The following is a 16,156-nucleotide window of genomic DNA, read 5'->3' on the forward strand; positions in this document are numbered from 1 at the left end:
GCCGCGAGCGCTCAGATATGCTTGAAGATCCGCCGCTTCACCAGCCGCGAGGTCGAGACCGGGCGGGTATCTGCGGGCTCGGGCAGCGACAGCACGATGCGGCGCAGCATCTCGATCGATTCATCGCTTTTCATCGGCAACGAGCCGGCGGGAACGGGCGCGCCGATACTGATCTGGTATTGCTGGCCGGCCTTGTTCAGCACCTCGTGGAACAGGGTCACGTCGCGCAGGGTCGGGTGGATGGCGTCGAAAAGATAGAACAGGATCGAATTGCGCGCCCGGATGCGCAGCGGAATGACCGGCACCTCCATCTTGCGCGCGATCATCGCCGCCGAGGCCATCCACGGCCTTTCATGCAGCGTCAGCCGGTGTCGCTTGGCCAGCCGGCCCGAGGGGAAGATCAGCCCGATCCGGTCCCGTTCCAGCCAGGCGCGGGTCTGTTCCATGGTGGCACGGGTCTTGGCATGGCTGCGCTTCTCGTGGCGCCACTCGACCGGGACGATCATGTCCTCAAGCTGGGGCAGCACCCGCAGGATGTCCTGGTTCGTATAGATGAACAGGTCCTTGCGCACCCGCCCGATCAGCGAATAGAGCACGATCCCGTCGGCGATCCCGGTCGGATGGTTGGCGACGATCAGCGCCGGGCCGGTTTTCGGAATATGTTCCAGCCCCGAGACTTCGAGATCGCGGATCATCATTTCTTCCATCTTGCGGAAGATGGTCGCAGTCGATTCGTCGCGAAATTTCGCGCCCAGATCCAGCGTGCGCGGATAGCCGAGCATCCGCATCAGCAGGGCGCGCGCGAGGTTGTGATGCAAACGCCCGGAAAACAGCCAGGGTGCCCGCTCTTCAATCAGCGGATCGAGACGGCGTTGCATCTCGTCACGAGGATTCTCGTTCGACCGTGTCATGGCGCAGATTATCGCCCTCAGAATGGCAGCCCGCAAGGGGGCGCGGTGGCGGCCCCCGTCTCTGATCCGGTTACGTGGCGCTGCGGATACGTCCGATCATTTCGCCCAGGTTCTTCGACAGTTTAGGCTGCGACAGGATGCGGTCGAGCGCCGCCCTGGCATGGGCCTGCCGGCCCGCGTCATAGCGGGTCCAGCTTTCCAGCGCGCTCGACATGCGGGCCGCGATCTGCGGGTTCACCGCATCCATGCGGATCAGCCAGTCGGCAAGGAAATCATAGCCGGCACCATCGGCGCGGTGGAAGCCCGCGTGGTTCCCGCAAAGCCCGCCGATCAGTGCCCGGAAGCGGTTCGGATTCTTCCAGTCGAAATCGGGATGTGCGGCCAGCGTCTTCGCCACCTCGACCGCCCGATCCGGATCGGCATTCAGCGGTTGCAGCAGGAACCACATATCCATGACCAGACGTATATCCTTGAACTTATTGTAGAAAGAAGCGACTTCCGCATCCCCGCCATTGGCCGCGATCAGCATCGCCAACGCCGCCGCGCGTTCGGTCATATTGTCGGTCGCCCGATAGAGTTCGCCCGCCCTCGCGCCACCGTCGATCCGGCTCAGCAGCGCCAATGCGGTCAGCCGCAGAGAGCGTTTGCCGGCGGCATCGGCCTCGGGGCTATAAGGTCCGGGCACGGCCATTTCCCGATAGATGCGGTCGAGCGCATCCTCATGCATCCGGGCGATTTCCGCCGCCAGCGATTCGCGCGCGGCATGGATCGCCTGCGGGTCGGGCTGGCGCCCGAGGGCGGCGATGGCGGTGGCGATTTCCTCCTCGGGCGGCAATTCGACGCAGAGCGCGCGGAAGGCCGGATCGGCCTTGTCGTCGGCGAGAAGCCGCCCAAGCGCGGCCAGGTATTCGGCATCGGGCCGCTTGCCCTCGATCATGCCCAGAAGGGTGTCGCGGGCGAGTTGCCGGCCTGCCTCCCACCGGGCGAAGGGATCGCTGTCATGGGCCAGGAGGAATGCCAGCGTCGCCGGTGCGATCTGGCGTTTCAGGATGACGGGGGCCGAGAAATCGCGCAGGGCCGAGACGGTCGGTCGCGTGGACAGCCCGTCGAAGCTGAAGCTCTGCGTGGCCTCGGTCATTTCCAGCACCGTGGTCGGCACCACCTCATCGCCATTGGGTGACAGAAGCCCGATGGCGATGGGGATCACGCGCGGCGGCTTTTCGGGCTGACCGGGCGTGGGCGGGGTCGCCTGGGTGAAATTCAGGGTCAGCCGGCCCGCGCCTGAATCCCAATCCTCGGTCATGGTCAGGATCGGGGTGCCGGCATCGCTATACCAGCGTTTGAACTGCGCCAGATCGCGGCCGGTCGCGTCCTCGAAGACCTTGAGCCAGTCCTCGATGGTGGCCGCATCGCCGTCATGGCGGCTGAAATAGAGGTCGAGCGCCTTCCGGTAGCCCTCGTCCCCGACCAGCCGTTTGAGCATGCCGATGACCTGGGCGCCTTTTTCATAGACGGTGGCGGTGTAGAAATTGTTGATCTCGACATAGCTTTCGGGACGCACCGGATGGGCCAGCGGTCCCTGATCCTCGCGGAACTGGGCCGCGCGCAGGATGCGCACGTCCCGAATGCGCTTCACCGCAGCCGAGCGCATGTCGCCGGTGAACTGCTGGTCGCGGAACACCGTCAGCCCTTCCTTCAGGCAGAGCTGGAACCAGTCGCGGCAGGTGATGCGATTGCCGGTCCAGTTGTGGAAATATTCATGGCCGATCACGCCCTCGATCCGCTCGTAATCCATGTCGGTCGCGGTCTCTGGCGTGGCCAGCACCAGTTTCGAGTTGAAGATGTTCAACCCCTTGTTTTCCATGGCCCCCATGTTGAAATCGTCGACCGCAACGATATTGAACACATCGAGGTCGTATTCGCGCCCATAAGCCTCCTCGTCCCATGTCATCGAGCGGATCAGGCTGTCGAGCGCATAGCCCGCGCGCGGTTCGTCGCCCGGTCGGACCCAAACGTTCAGATCGACGGGGCGACCCGACATGGTGGTGAACTTGCCCGGGACGGCGCGCAGGTCGCCGGCGACAAGCGCGAACAGATAGGCGGGCTTCGGCCAGGGATCGTGCCAGACCGCCACGCCCTCGCTGGCCATGACCGGGTTGCCGTTCGACAGGAGCACCGGCAGATCGGAGCGGATGGTGACCTCGAAGGGTGCCATCACATCGGGCCGGTCGGGATAGGGGGTGATGTGGCGAAAGCCCTCGGCCTCGCATTGGGTGCAGAACATGCCGTTCGACAGGTAAAGCCCCTCGAAGGCGGTATTGGCGGACGGGTCGATCACGACCTCGGTCGCCAGCGTGAAATCGCCTTCCGGGGCCTTCACGCGCAGTTCCTCGCCCGTGCGCGTCCAGCTGTCGGCGGCCAGTCTTTGCCCATTGATCGCGATCCGGCGCAGATCGACGCCGGCCCCGATATCCAGCACCAGATCGCCCGCCTCGCGCCGGGTGAAATCCAGTTCGGCTGCGATCGCCGTGGCCTTGGGATCCAGCTTCGCCTCGATCCGGGTCTGGCGCAGGACGAAGGGGTAGGGGCGGTAATCGGCAAGCAGCACCGGGGCGGGTTGCTGGACTGGCTGGTTCATCTTTTACGCCTTTCGGGAAATTGCTGCTGTCGCGGGAACTTGTCCGTTCCACCCGAGTTAAGCGCAGGATAGCCACCTCGCAAGGCGCGATATGTGCTGACGTGGCTCCGTGAGGGAATGGCCCCGCGTAGAATGACAAGGAGACCAATATGGCCAATTACGATCCGAACGATCCCGACAAGACCACCCCGCGCGAGACCTATGTCGAGCCGGTGGAGAAGCGTTCTTCGCCGCTGCCGTTGATCATCGGAATCCTGCTGGCCCTGGCCCTCGCCTATTTCGTGCTGACACGGTTCATGGGCAATGACGAGGTCGCGACCACGACCGAGGAGCCGGCGGCGGCAGCCACGGAAGCCGCACCAGAGGCCGAAGCTGCTGCGGAAACCGCGACCGAGGCGGTTGAGGAAGCTGCGGCTGACGTGGCCGAAACCGCGACCGATGCGGCCGAGGCTGCGGCTGACACTGCCACCGAAGCGGCCGAGACCGCCGAAGGTGCGGCAGAGGCGGCCACCGATGCCGCCGCTGATGCCGTTGAGGCGGTCGAAGGTGCTGCCGATACTGCTGCCGAAACGGCGGCGGATGTTGCAACCGATGCGGCAGACACCGCGACCGAGGCTGCGGATACGGCTGTCGACGCTGCCGCAGATGCCGCAGATGCAGCGGCTGAGACCGCGACCGACGCCGCCGATGCTGCTGCCGAAACCGCCTCTGACGCGGCGGCGGCTGCCACCGATGCCGCCGGCGCGGCGGTCGATGCGGCGAGTGATGCAGCTGCGGCTGTCGGTGAGGCCGCAACCGATGCCGTCGACGCGGCTGCGGATGCGATTGAAGGTGCCACCGAAAATCCGCTGGTCACGGTCGAGCCGAGCAGCAACTGATCGCGCTCTGGCTGGGCGTCTGAGCCCTGACCGAACAGAATCACGCCGTCGCAACATTGTTGCGGCGGCGTTTTCGCACCGCATTGCGGTTATTCCGCCCCAATCGGGCAAGATTTCACGATATGGCGCGCCGTCACTTACTTGTGAATATTTGTTGCGCAGTGATAGACAGGCACGGACCGACATCGAAAGGGGGATGGCGATGAAGATTGGTGCCTTGAAGGAAAGCCAGTCCGGCGAGAACCGCGTGGCGATCACGCCCGCATCCGCCGGCTATCTGGGCAAGCTGGGCTATGAGGTTCATGTCGAAAGCGGCGCCGGGGCTGCGGCGGGCTTTTCCGACGACGATTACCGGGGGGCAGGGGTCACCGTCGACGGCTCGGCCAGCGATCTGATCGGCGTGGTCGATGTGGTCGCCAAGGTGCGCCCGCCCGAGGATGGCGAGATCGACCAGATGCGCGAGGGGCAGACGCTGATCTCGCATTTCTACCCGGCGCAGAATGCCGAATTGCTGGAACGCGCCAGGGAACGCGGCATCACCGCCATCGCCATGGACATGGTGCCGCGCATCAGCCGGGCGCAGAAAATGGACGCGCTGTCCTCGATGGCCAATATCGCCGGCTATCGCGCGGTGATCGAGGCCGCGAACAATTTCGGCCGCTTCTTCACCGGTCAGGTGACGGCGGCGGGCAAGGTGCCGCCGGCCAAGGTGCTGATCGTGGGCGCGGGCGTCGCCGGTCTGGCCGCCATCGGCACCGCCACCAGCCTTGGCGCGCAGGTCTATGCCTTCGACGTGCGCCCGGAAGTGGCCGAGCAGATCGAATCCATGGGCGCCGAATTCGTCTATCTCGACTTCTCGGAAGCCCAGACCGACGGCGCCGCGACGGGCGGCTATGCCGCGCCCTCCAGCCCCGAATTCCGCGAAGCGCAGCTGAAGAAATTCCGCGAGCTTGCGCCCGATATGGATATCGTCATCACCACGGCGCTGATCCCGGGCCGTGCGGCGCCGGTGCTGTGGACGAAGGACATGATCGAGGCGATGAAGCCCGGCTCTGTCATCGTCGATCTGGCCGCCGAGAAGGGCGGCAACAGCGAGTTGACCATCCCGGATGAGAAGCACGTCACCGAGAACGGCGTGACCATCATCGGCTATACCGATTTCCCGTCGCGGATGGCCGCGCAATCGTCAGAGCTTTACGGCAACAATATCCGCCATTTCATGACCGACCTGACCCCCGGCAAGGACGGCCAGCTGGTCCAGAACATGGAGGATGACGTGATCCGGGGCGCCACCGTCGTCCACGATCACGACGTTACCTGGCCGCCACCGCCGCCCAAGATCGCGGCCATCGCGGCGCAGAAGCCGAAGGAAAAGCCGAAGGAGCTGACGCCCGAAGAACGCAAGGCCCAGGAGGCCGCCGCCTTCAAGGCCGAAACCCGCCAGCAATACATGCTGCTCGGCGGCGGCGCGATCCTGCTGTTGTTGATCGGGCTGGTCGCTCCGGCCAGCTTCATGTCGCATTTCATCGTCTTCGTGCTGGCCTGCTTCGTCGGCTTCAAGGTGATCTGGAATGTCGCCCATTCGCTGCATACGCCGCTGATGGCGATCACCAATGCCATTTCCTCGATCATCATCCTCGGCGCGCTGATGCAGATCGGCTCTGGCTCGTGGCTGGTGGTGGTGCTTGCCGCCGCCGCCGTGCTGATGGCCGGGGTGAACATCTTCGGCGGCTTCATGGTCACCCGGCGCATGCTCGCCATGTTCCAGAAATCGTAAGGGGGCCGTCATGGAATACGGATTTACCACCGCTGCCTATGTCGTCGCCTCGATCCTGTTCATCCTGTCGCTTGGCGGGCTGTCCGGTCAGGAAAGCGCCAAGCGCGCCATCTGGTACGGCATCGTCGGCATGGCGCTTGCCGTTCTGGCCACGTTGTTCGGCCCTGGCGCCGGCAACTGGGTGCTGTCGGTCATCATGATCGCCATCGGCGGCTCGATCGGTTGGGTCATCGCCAAGCGTGTGCAGATGACCGAGATGCCGCAGCTTGTCGCCGCCATGCATTCGCTGGTCGGCCTCGCTGCCGTTTTCGTCGGCTTCAACGCCCAGCTCGATCTTGGCCGGGTGCTGAGCGCCAAGGCCGCCGGCGCGGTCGAGGGCTTTCGCGGCTTCGCCGAAGTCCTGACCCACAAGACCCCGGCCGAGCTGAACATGCTCCAGATCGAGGTGTTTCTGGGCGTCTTCATCGGTGCCGTGACCTTCACCGGCTCGATCGTGGCTTTCGGCAAGCTGGCCGGCAAGATCGACGGCAAGCCGAAGAAACTGCCGGGGGGTCACATGCTGAACGCCACGGCGGCAGCGCTGTCGCTGATCCTTGGCCTGCTCTATATCGGCGATATGGGGCCGTCGGTCTTCTGGCTGATCCTGATCGCGGCACTGGCGGGCTTCATCGGCTGGCACCTGATCATGGGCATCGGCGGTGCCGACATGCCGGTCGTGGTCTCGATGCTGAACAGCTATTCGGGCTGGGCGGCGGCGGCGATCGGCTTCACCCTGTCGAACGACCTCTTGATCGTCACCGGCGCGCTTGTCGGCTCCTCCGGTGCGATCCTCAGCTATATCATGTGCAAGGCGATGAACCGCAACTTCGTCAGCGTCATCCTTGGCGGTTTCGGCGGCGAGACCGGCCCGGCGATGGAGATCGAGGGCGAACAGATCGCCATAGATGCCGAGGGCGTGGCGTCGGCGCTGAACGAGGCTGACGAGGTCATCATCGTGCCGGGTTACGGCATGGCGGTGGCGCAGGCCCAGCAGGCGGTCAGCGAATTGACCCGCAAGCTGCGCGCGGCCGGCAAGAATGTCCGCTTCGCCATCCACCCGGTCGCCGGGCGTCTGCCGGGGCACATGAACGTGCTGCTGGCCGAGGCCAAGGTGCCTTACGATATCGTCATGGAAATGGACGAGATCAACGAGGATTTCCCGAGCACGGATGTGGTCATCGTCATCGGTTCCAACGACATCGTGAACCCGGCGGCGCAGGACGACCCGAACAGCCCCATCGCCGGGATGCCGGTGCTGGAGGTCTGGAAGGCCAAGAATGTCTTCGTGTCGAAGCGCGGGCAGGGCACCGGCTATTCCGGGATCGAGAACCCGCTGTTCTACAAGGAGAACACGCGGATGTTCTATGGCGATGCCAAGGACTCGGTGAACGCGCTCTTGCCGATGATCGACTGATCTGAGGTCTGAATAACGACGATAGCCCCGCCGCAATCCGGCGGGGCTTTTTTGTGCTTGATCTGGACTGCACTCCAGCACTTAGACAGGGCAGCGGCAAGGGAGATCGGGCCATGAAGATCGGCGAACTGGCGCGCAAGACCGGGCTCAGCATCGACACGCTGCGCTTTTACGAGAAGATCGGGCTGATCGACCGCCCGGCCCGTGACGGGGCAGGGCGGCGCGATTATGCGCCCGAGGTTCTCGACTGGGTTGCGTTTCTCGACCGGCTGAACGCGACCGGCATGAAACAGGCCGGGCGCATCCGCTATGCGGATCTGCGCCGGCAGGGTGCGGATACGCTGGCTGAACGCCGCGAGATGATCGAGGCGCATCGCGCCGAGGTCGTCACGCGCATCGCCATGCTGACGGAATCGCTCGATCTTCTCGATGCCAAGATCGCAACCTATCGAGAAATGGAAGAAGACCATGACCGACACGCATCTTGAACGGGGCCGCAACATCGCGGAAAGCCTCAACCCCGGTCTGCCGCAGGCGCTCGCCGATAAATACGACGCCATGCTGCCCGGCATGTCCGACAGCCTGGTCGAATGGGCCTACGGCCATCACTATGCCCGGCCCGGGCTGGACCTGAAGACCCGCCAGCTTTGCACTGTCGCGGCGCTGACCGCGCTTGGCGGCGGGACCGGGCCGCAGTTGAAGGTGAATATCGCGCACACGCTGGCCGCCGGTGCCAGCCCGCAGGAAATCACCGAAGCGATCTGGCAGATGGCCGTCTATGGCGGGATGCCTGCCGCGATCAACGGGTTGAATGCCGCAGCCGAGATCTTCGCGGAACGAGGCATTGCGCCTGAATAGCGGCCAACCATTATCGCCCTTGCCGATGAAATCGACCTGAGAAAGGTCCGGTCATCGGCCAGGGCAGGCAAAGGAGCTATGGCGCTGGCTGTGGCGAGTGCTATGGTTTCCATCAATAGCTGCCAAGGCGGGGGCAAGGACTGGCTGAACCCGCGGTATTTCCGGCGAATGGCCGCCTTGGCGATTGCAACTGTCGCGATCACCTGAACGCGCAATATGGGGCGAGAGATGGACAACTCAGCACATTTCGGCCTGATCGGGCTGGGCACGATGGGCGCGGCGCTGGCACTGAACATCGCCGAGAAGGGCTATCCGGTCGCGGTCTTTAACCGCACCGCCTCGGCCACCGACGAATTCATGAACCGCGCCGCCGCCGAAGGTCTGGCCGGGCGGCTGATCCCGACGAAATCGCTGCAGGATTTCGTCGCCGCCATCACCCCGCCGCGCGCCATCGTGCTGATGGTGCCGGCAGGCCCGGTCGTCGATCAGCAGATTGCCGCGCTCGCCCCGCTGCTGCAGCAGGGCGACCTGATCATCGACGCCGGCAATGCCAATTACGCCGATACCGAACGGCGCGCCGCCGAGGCCCGCGATGCCGCCCATGATTTCATGGGCATCGGCGTCTCGGGGGGCGAGGAAGGCGCGCGTCACGGCCCCTCGATCATGGCCGGCGGCCAGCCCGCACAATGGGAGCGGGTGGGCGAGATGCTGCGGGCGATCTCGGCCAAATACGAAAGCGAACCCTGCGCGGCGCTGATGGGGCCGGGCGGGGCCGGGCATTTCGTCAAGATGGTCCATAACGGCATCGAATATGCCGATATGCAGATGATCGCCGAGACCTATGCGCTGATGCGCGACGGCATGGGCTTCGATGCGCCGCGCGTGGCCGAAACCTTCGAGGCCTGGAACGAAGGGCCGCTTGCCTCCTACCTGATCGAGATTTCGGGCAAGGTCTCGCGCGCGGTCGATCCGATCTCGGGCGGTCCGATGCTGGATGCGATCCTCGATGCCGCCGGCCAGAAGGGCACCGGCCGCTGGACCGCGATCGAGGCGCAGAAGCTGGCCGTGGCGATCCCGGTGATCGAGGCCGCCGTGGTGGCGCGCAACCTTTCGGCGCAGGTCGCGGCGCGGGCGCAGGGCGCGAAGGTCTTCGGTGTCATGCCGCAGGCGCTGCCCAAGGGCGCGCTCGATCCCGCGACGCTGGAAGGGGCGCTGATCGCCGGCAAGATCCTGTGCTATGCGCAGGGCTTCGACATGCTGGCGCGCGCCTCGGCCGAGTTTTCCTGGGACCTGCCCATGCCCGAGATCGCGCGGATCTGGCGCAATGGCTGCATCATCCGCTCGGCCATGCTGAACGACATGGCGACGGCGTTGGCAGCGCATCCGGGCGAGAACCTGATCTTCGCCGCCCCCTTCACCGGGCTGGTGCAAAAGAACGAGGCGGCGCTGCGCAAGGTGGTCATCGCCGCCACCGGCGCGGGCATCGCGGTGCCGGCACTGGCGGCGGGTCTGTCCTGGTTCGATGCCATGCGCACGCCGCGCGGCTCGGCCAACATGATCCAGGCGCAGCGCGATTTCTTCGGCGCGCATGGCTATGTCCGCCTCGACGGCAAGGACGCGCCGCATGGGCCGTGGTGGGATTGAGAGCCAGTCGTCCAAGACCGAGGCTCCTGAGGGCCTATTCCTATCCCATCAGTTCCGACGCGTAATCGCCCGGGCTGGCCGGGAAGACGACGGTCTTGTTGCCGTTCAGGAAGACCCGACGGAAGGCATGGGCGTGGATGGCGCGGGCCAGGACCTGCGCCCCGACATCTTCCGGCACATCGCGTCGGACAGCACCTGCATATAGCGCGCCAGCACGACCAGTTCCGCGCCCGAGTTCTCGACCACCTCCATGATCGCGGCCTCGGCCTGGGGCTTGGTTTCGGGCGTGACGCGGATATGGTGATAGGGGATATCCTCGTTCACCACCGGCTTCTGGTAATCGAGATGGTTGGAAATCACCGCCACGATCCGGATCGGCAGGGCCCCGATGCGGCTGCGATACAGAAGATCGTTCAGGCAATGGCCGAAGCGACTGACCATGACCACCACCTTCATCTTGATGTCGCTGTCGTGGAAGGCATGCTCGATATCGAAACGCGCGGCGATATCGGTGAAGGCATCCGACAGTTCCTCGCGCGTGGCCCCGGTTTCCGAGGTGAAGGACAGGCGCATGAAGAACATGCCGGTCTCGCGGTCGTTGAACTGGGCGGAATCGTCGATATTGCAGCCATTCTCGGTCAGGAAGGTCGAGACCGCAGCGACGATGCCGCGACCCGTCGGGCAGCAGACCGTCAGGACATAGGTGTTCATGGGCAGGCTGCTGTCAGCATTCGGGCAGGTTCACGGCGATGCCGCCGGTCGAGGTTTCCTTGTATTTCAGGCTCATGTCGCGCCCGGTTTCCAGCATCACCCGGATGCAATTGTCGAGCGGCATGAAATGCTGGCCGTCGCCGCGCAGCGCCAGACTGGCGGCGGCGACGGATTTGATCGCGCCAAGCGCATTGCGCTCGATACAGGGCACCTGCACCAGTCCGGCGGCGGGGTCGCAGGTCATGCCGAGGTGATGTTCCAGCGCGATCTCGGCCGCATTCTCGATCTGGTCGTTGCTGCCGCCAAGCGCCGCGCAAAGCCCCGCTGCGGCCATGGCGGCGGCCGATCCGACCTCGCCCTGACAGCCGACCTCGGCGCCCGAGATCGAGGCATTGTGCTTGATCAGCCCGCCGATGGCGGCGGCGACCAGCAGCAGGTCGCGCGCACCCTCGCGCGTGGCGCCGATGCAATGTTCGCGGTAATAGCGCAGCACCGCAGGGATCACCCCCGCCGCGCCATTGGTGGGCGAGGTGACGACACGCCCGCCGGCTGCGTTTTCCTCGTTCACGGCCATGGCATAGACCGACAGCCAGTCGTTCGGCTGATGCGGCTGGACAAGGTTCTGGCCCTTTTCCGCCAGCAGCTGCTCATGGATGCGCTTCGCCCGGCGCTTGACCTTCAACCCGCCGGGCAGGATGCCGCCCTGCGCCAGCCCCCGGTCGATGCAATCGTCCATCGTGGCAAGGATATGGTCCAGCTTTTCGTTCAGCGCCGCACCATGCAGCACGGTTTCGTTGGCCCGCTTCATCCGGGCGATGCTGCGCCCAGAGGCCTGCCCCATCGCCAGCATCTCCTTCGCTGAGCCGAAAGGATAGGGAAAGTCGCGTTCCGCCTTCTGCGCGGCCATGTCCTGCGGCGCGGATCGCTGCGCTTCCAACTCGGCCTCGGTCAGCACGAAACCGCCCCCGACCGAGTAATAGGTCTGCCGGTGATAGGGGTGCCCGGCCTGATCGTAGGCGGTCAGGATCATGCCATTCGCATGCCCCGCCAGCACCGTGTCATAGTCGAAGACCAGATCCTCGGCCGGGTTGAAACGCAGTGTGCCAAGGCCCTCGGGCGCGACCAGTCCGGTCTGACGCACCTCGGCCTCCAGCGCCTCGGCCTCATCGGGGTTCAGCGTGTCGGGTTTCAGCCCGCAAAAGCCCAGAATCACGGCGCGGTCGGTGGCATGGCCCTTGCCGGTGAAGGCCAGCGATCCGTGCAGGCTGGCGCCGAGCCGATCCAGCCTTCCCGCGCCCGGGATCTTTTCCGCCGCGCCGCGCAGGTCGTCGAGGAAACGCGCGGCGGCGACCATCGGTCCCATCGTGTGCGAGGAGGACGGGCCGATGCCGATCTTGAAGATATCGAAGACCGAAAGGAACATTCAGCCGCCCTCGACCGGCTCGGCGGCCAGTTCGCGGGCGCCGGTGATCAGGGTCTGGGCGACGAAGGATGCGAAACTGTTCCAGACATCCATGCGGAAGCGGCCCGGGGCGTCGTGCCAGATCACCACCGAGGCCCCGTCGAAGACCGTGCGCCGGCCCGCGCCCTCGGCAATGGTGGCGATGTCGCGCGGGCAGGCGATGGCCAGCAGTTCGGCGGCGCGGGGGCCGTCGATCAGCAGGCTGACCTCGCGCCCGGAGATCGAGGTGGCGCTGTGGGGATGGTCGTCATAGACCGCGCCAAGGGCGGCCAGCATCGCATCCACGCGGTCATGGGCCAGAACCAGCACCCATTCGTCGGGACCGAGGCAGAGCGCCTCCATCCCCTCGGTGCTGGCGCGATGGCCGATCCGGGTTGGCAGGTCCAGCCCCAAGGCACCGTTCAGCGCCGACAGATCGCCCCGCGCCCGAAGCGAGATCCGGCCCTGCGGCCCAAGGCTTTCGACGCGGACGGCGGCACTGTCGGCCAGCATGGCAGGGGTCAGCGAGGTGATGGTTTTCATGCGCTTTCTCCCCGGATCTTCAGGCGGGCGTTTTCGGGATCGACGAAGACCGTGCCGGTGATCGTGGCGGCAATGGTGCGGTCGGGCATGGGGATATGGACGGTCTCGCCCATGCGGTCATGCCCGCCCTCGATCAGAGCCAGCGCGATGGGGCGCTCGGTGGTGCCGATATCGTAGGACGAGGTCACATGCCCGACCATCTTCATCGGGATCGGCTGATCCGGGTCGAAGACGATCTGCGCGCCTTCCTCCAGCTTGCTGCCATCCTTTGTCAGCAGCCCGACCAGTTGCTTGCGGCCCTCGGCGGTCAGGTCGGGGCGGGCGAGACCGCGCATGCCGACGAAATCGGGCTTCTTCTTGCCCACCGCCCAGCCCATGCCGGCATCATAGGGCGTGACCGTGCCGTCGGTATCCTGACCGACGATGATATAGCCCTTCTCGGCCCGCAGGACATGCATGGTTTCCGTGCCATAGGCGCAGATGTCATGGCGCTGCCCGGCCTGCCAGAGCGTTTCCCACAACTGCCGACCGTAAGGGGCGGGCACGTTTACCTCGAAACCCACCTCGCCGGTGAAGCTGATGCGGAAAAGCCGCGCCGGCAGCCCCGCGACCGTGCATTCGATGCAGGACATATGCGGGAAGGCGTCCTCGGTCAGGTCCACCCCTTCGACGAAAGGTTGCAGCAGCGTCGCGGCATCGGGACCGTTCAGGGCGACGGTGGACCATTCCTCGGTCGTCGAAGTCAGCCAGACGTTCAGGTCGGGCCATTCGGTCTGGAGATAATCCTCCATCATGTTCATCACCCGCGCCGCGCCGCCGGTCGTGGTGGTGACATGGAAACGGTCCTGCGACAGCCGCCCGATGACGCCATCGTCACGGATGAAGCCGTCATCGCCCAGAAGCAGCCCATAGCGGCAGCGGCCCGGTGCAAGCTTGGTCCAGGGGTTGGTATACATGCGGTTCATGAATTCGACCGCATCCGGCCCCACCACCTCGATCTTGCCCAGCGTCGAGGCGTCGAAGATCCCGACGCTGGCCCGCACCGCCGCGCATTCGCGGCGGACGGCGGCGTCCATATCCTCGCCCGGTTTGGGGAAATAGCGCGCCCGCCGCCATTGCGCGACGTTTTCGAAGACCGCGCCATGTTCCTCGGCCCAGGGGTCGATCTGGGTCTTGCGCACCACCTCGAAATGATCGCCACGATGATAGCCGGCGAAGGCACCGAAGCTGGTCGGCGTATAGGGCGGGCGGAAGGTGGTCAGCCCAACCTCGGGCTGGGGCTTGCCGAGCGCGTCGGCGGCGATGTTCAGCCCGTTGATATTCGACATCTTGCCCTGATCGGTCGCCATGCCATTGGTGGTATAGCGCTTCACATGCTCGATCGAGCGCATGCCCTCGCGCACCGCGAGCCGCAGATCCTTGGCGGTCACGTCGTTCTGGTAATCGACGAAGGCCTTGGCGCGGCCGGGATTCCGGTCGGTCGGCAATTCGCGCATGGTGGTGCCGCTGCCGGACCGGTCGTGATCGACCGCATGGACCCCGCCCGCGCCTTCCACGCCAAGCGCCCGCAGCGCCGCGCGGGCCTGCTCAGTGCCGTCATTCAGCGCCGCCCCGATCCCCCAAAGCCCGCGCCCGGCGCCTGCGATCACGCAATCCTCGGGCGTGTCCTTGGGCAGGAAGGTGGTCAGATCGGCATCCCATTGAAGGCTGCCCTTGGTATGCGAGAAGAGATGCAGCGAGGGCGTCCAGCCCCCTGACATCAGCAGGCAGTCGCAATAGATCCGCTGGCCCTCGCGGACCTGACCGCAATCGACCTCGTTCACGGTCACATGGGCGAGGCGCAACCGCCCGCCGGTCGCGGTGACGCTGTGGGACAGCCGGGTCTCGATCCCGCGCAGCCTTGCGGCAGAGAGCAGGTCCTCCGACACCTTCTCGCGCGTGTCGACGATCGCCTTGATCCGGGTGCCGGCATCGGCGAGGTCGAAGGCCGCATACCAGGCGCTGTCATGGCTGGTGACGACCACGGCCTCGTCGCCGACGCGAACGCCGTAGCGGTTCAGATAGGTCTGGGCGGATCCTGCCAGCATTACCCCGGGGCGGTCATTGCCGTTGAAGATCAGGGGCTTTTCCAGCGCGCCCTGCGCCAGCACCACCTGCCGCGCCCTGACCCGCCACAGGCGTTCGCGCGGCAGATCGGCGGAAGGCGCCGCAAGATGGTCGGTCAGCTTCTGGACCAGCCCGATCATGTTCTGATGGTAATACCCGAATGCCGTGGTCCGGGTCATCACCCTGACGCCCGCCGCTTTCAGATGCTTGAGCGTCTGGGCCAGCCAGTCCCAGGCCTTCTGCCCGTCGATCACCGCCTGCGGTTCTGACAGCAGCGTGCCGCCGGCCTCGGCATTCTCGTCGACGATCGCCACCGAAAGGCCCCGCCCGGCGGCCTCGACCGCCGCCGCCAGACCCGCCGGGCCGGCGCCCACGATCAGCAGGTCGCAATGCAGATAGCGCGAGGCGTAATGATCGGGGTCTTCCTCGGCCGGCGCGACGCCAAGGCCCGCCGCCGCGCGGATGAAGGGCTCATAGACCTTGTGCCAGAAGCTCTGCGGCCATTTGAAGGTCTTGTAATAGAACCCGGCTGAAAACAGCATGTAAGCGGCATCGTTCACCGCGCCGATATCGAAGCGCAGGCTGGGATATTTGTTCTGCGATGTGGTCTGCAGCCCCTCCCATACCTCCTGCATGGTGGCGCGGGTATTGGGTTCGAACCGGCCCGGACCGCGACGGGTGCCGATCAGGGCGTTCGGTTCCTCGGACCCCGCCGAGACCGGGCCGCGCGGGCGGTGATACTTGAACGAGCGCCCCATCAGATGCACGCCATTGGCCAGCAGGGCCGAGGCCACGGTATCGCCCGCCAGCCCGTGATAGGCAGCGCCGTCGAAGGTGAAGCCGACCGGACGGGCGGCATCGACACGGCCCTTGCCCGGAACGCGATAGCGGCTCATGCGCGACCCTCCAGTTCAGACAGATCGGGGCGCGGCTCGCCCGCCTTGTAGGTGGTCAGGAAGCGGTCGCTGACGGTGTCGCGCACGGCGTTGAAATAGCGCCCGCAGCCGTGGAAATGCCGCCAGCGTTCGAAATGCGGGCCGCGGACGTTTTCGCGGATGAACAGGAATTCTTCCCATTCCGCGTCGGTCTGGTCCGAGGGCGTCCGGGCGCGGACGATATGGGCCTGACCGGCATAGGTGAATTCCGCCTCGGGCAGGGTCTCGTCGCAATAGGGGCAATGGATCAGAAGCATGGGC

The 16,156-nt window shown here is 65.4% G+C and carries 12 protein-coding genes and 1 pseudogene; 6 read left to right on the top strand and 7 right to left on the bottom strand.

Going from position 1 to position 16,156, the window contains the following annotated elements; translation table 11 throughout:
- Nucleotides 1-11 precede the first annotated feature (11 nt).
- Complete coding sequence (locus tag Q0330_RS12285) at nt 12-911, bottom strand: lysophospholipid acyltransferase family protein (protein WP_299479482.1); 900 nt, start codon at nt 909-911, stop codon at nt 12-14.
- 70 nt (nt 912-981) lie between these two features.
- A complete protein-coding gene (gene pepN, locus Q0330_RS12290) occupies nt 982-3,549 on the bottom strand; it encodes an aminopeptidase N (RefSeq protein ID WP_299479485.1) in 2,568 nt (855 codons plus the stop codon).
- A gap of 149 nt (nt 3,550-3,698) precedes the next feature.
- On the opposite strand from pepN, the gene Q0330_RS12295 reads away from it, so the two are divergent.
- The 6 genes from Q0330_RS12295 to gndA all read left to right on the top strand — a co-directional run bounded on the left by Q0330_RS12295 (nt 3,699) and on the right by gndA (nt 10,159).
- Complete coding sequence (locus Q0330_RS12295) at nt 3,699-4,427, top strand: hypothetical protein (protein WP_299479488.1); 729 nt, start codon at nt 3,699-3,701, stop codon at nt 4,425-4,427.
- 202 nt (nt 4,428-4,629) lie between these two features.
- On the top strand, nt 4,630-6,204 hold the full coding sequence (locus Q0330_RS12300) for a Re/Si-specific NAD(P)(+) transhydrogenase subunit alpha (protein WP_299479491.1): 1,575 nt from the start codon (nt 4,630-4,632) through the stop codon (nt 6,202-6,204).
- Between the two features lie 10 nt (nt 6,205-6,214).
- Entirely contained in the window at nt 6,215-7,657 is a 1,443-nt protein-coding gene (locus tag Q0330_RS12305) for an NAD(P)(+) transhydrogenase (Re/Si-specific) subunit beta (protein ID WP_299479494.1), read from the top strand.
- Between the two features lie 113 nt (nt 7,658-7,770).
- Nucleotides 7,771-8,145 (top strand): MerR family transcriptional regulator, encoded by a 375-nt coding sequence (locus tag Q0330_RS12310; protein ID WP_299479497.1) that lies wholly within the window; start codon nt 7,771-7,773, stop codon nt 8,143-8,145.
- Nucleotides 8,126-8,515 (top strand): carboxymuconolactone decarboxylase family protein, encoded by a 390-nt coding sequence (locus Q0330_RS12315; protein ID WP_299479500.1) that lies wholly within the window; start codon nt 8,126-8,128, stop codon nt 8,513-8,515. The genes Q0330_RS12310 and Q0330_RS12315 overlap by 20 nt, the downstream gene beginning before the upstream one ends.
- A gap of 228 nt (nt 8,516-8,743) precedes the next feature.
- A complete protein-coding gene (gndA, locus tag Q0330_RS12320; RefSeq protein ID WP_299479503.1) occupies nt 8,744-10,159 on the top strand; it encodes an NADP-dependent phosphogluconate dehydrogenase in 1,416 nt (471 codons plus the stop codon).
- 40 nt (nt 10,160-10,199) lie between these two features.
- Here the strand turns inward: gndA and Q0330_RS12325 are convergent.
- The 5 genes and pseudogenes from Q0330_RS12325 to Q0330_RS12345 form a co-directional block, all read right to left on the bottom strand.
- A pseudogene (locus tag Q0330_RS12325) lies at nt 10,200-10,870 on the bottom strand (formyltransferase family protein).
- Nucleotides 10,871-10,883: 13 nt separating this feature from the next.
- Nucleotides 10,884-12,293 (bottom strand): L-serine ammonia-lyase, encoded by a 1,410-nt coding sequence (locus Q0330_RS12330; protein WP_299479506.1) that lies wholly within the window; start codon nt 12,291-12,293, stop codon nt 10,884-10,886.
- Nucleotides 12,294-12,854 carry a sarcosine oxidase subunit gamma family protein gene (locus Q0330_RS12335; RefSeq protein WP_299479509.1) on the bottom strand — a complete coding sequence of 187 codons (561 nt, stop codon included), beginning with the start codon at nt 12,852-12,854 and terminating at the stop codon, nt 12,294-12,296.
- The gene (locus Q0330_RS12340; RefSeq protein ID WP_299479512.1) at nt 12,851-15,856 is read right to left on the bottom strand and encodes a sarcosine oxidase subunit alpha; all 3,006 of its coding nucleotides are present in this window, start codon (nt 15,854-15,856) and stop codon (nt 12,851-12,853) included. The genes Q0330_RS12335 and Q0330_RS12340 overlap by 4 nt, the downstream gene beginning before the upstream one ends.
- A complete protein-coding gene (locus tag Q0330_RS12345) occupies nt 15,853-16,152 on the bottom strand; it encodes a sarcosine oxidase subunit delta (RefSeq protein ID WP_299479514.1) in 300 nt (99 codons plus the stop codon). Before Q0330_RS12345 ends, Q0330_RS12340 begins: the two co-directional genes overlap by 4 nt.
- Nucleotides 16,153-16,156: the final 4 nt, after the last annotated feature.

It is taken from the genome of uncultured Paracoccus sp. (genome assembly GCF_937873615.1).
Lineage (GTDB): Bacteria > Pseudomonadota > Alphaproteobacteria > Rhodobacterales > Rhodobacteraceae > Paracoccus.

Coding starts and splice junctions, on each gene's coding strand:
- Q0330_RS12285 (WP_299479482.1), bottom strand. CDS start 911: ATGACACGGTCGAACGAGAATCCTCGTGACGAGATGCAACGCCGTCTC.
- pepN (WP_299479485.1), bottom strand. CDS start 3,549: ATGAACCAGCCAGTCCAGCAACCCGCCCCGGTGCTGCTTGCCGATTAC.
- Q0330_RS12295 (WP_299479488.1), top strand. CDS start 3,699: ATGGCCAATTACGATCCGAACGATCCCGACAAGACCACCCCGCGCGAG.
- Q0330_RS12300 (WP_299479491.1), top strand. CDS start 4,630: ATGAAGATTGGTGCCTTGAAGGAAAGCCAGTCCGGCGAGAACCGCGTG.
- Q0330_RS12305 (WP_299479494.1), top strand. CDS start 6,215: ATGGAATACGGATTTACCACCGCTGCCTATGTCGTCGCCTCGATCCTG.
- Q0330_RS12310 (WP_299479497.1), top strand. CDS start 7,771: ATGAAGATCGGCGAACTGGCGCGCAAGACCGGGCTCAGCATCGACACG.
- Q0330_RS12315 (WP_299479500.1), top strand. CDS start 8,126: ATGACCGACACGCATCTTGAACGGGGCCGCAACATCGCGGAAAGCCTC.
- gndA (WP_299479503.1), top strand. CDS start 8,744: ATGGACAACTCAGCACATTTCGGCCTGATCGGGCTGGGCACGATGGGC.
- Q0330_RS12330 (WP_299479506.1), bottom strand. CDS start 12,293: ATGTTCCTTTCGGTCTTCGATATCTTCAAGATCGGCATCGGCCCGTCC.
- Q0330_RS12335 (WP_299479509.1), bottom strand. CDS start 12,854: ATGAAAACCATCACCTCGCTGACCCCTGCCATGCTGGCCGACAGTGCC.
- Q0330_RS12340 (WP_299479512.1), bottom strand. CDS start 15,856: ATGAGCCGCTATCGCGTTCCGGGCAAGGGCCGTGTCGATGCCGCCCGT.
- Q0330_RS12345 (WP_299479514.1), bottom strand. CDS start 16,152: ATGCTTCTGATCCATTGCCCCTATTGCGACGAGACCCTGCCCGAGGCG.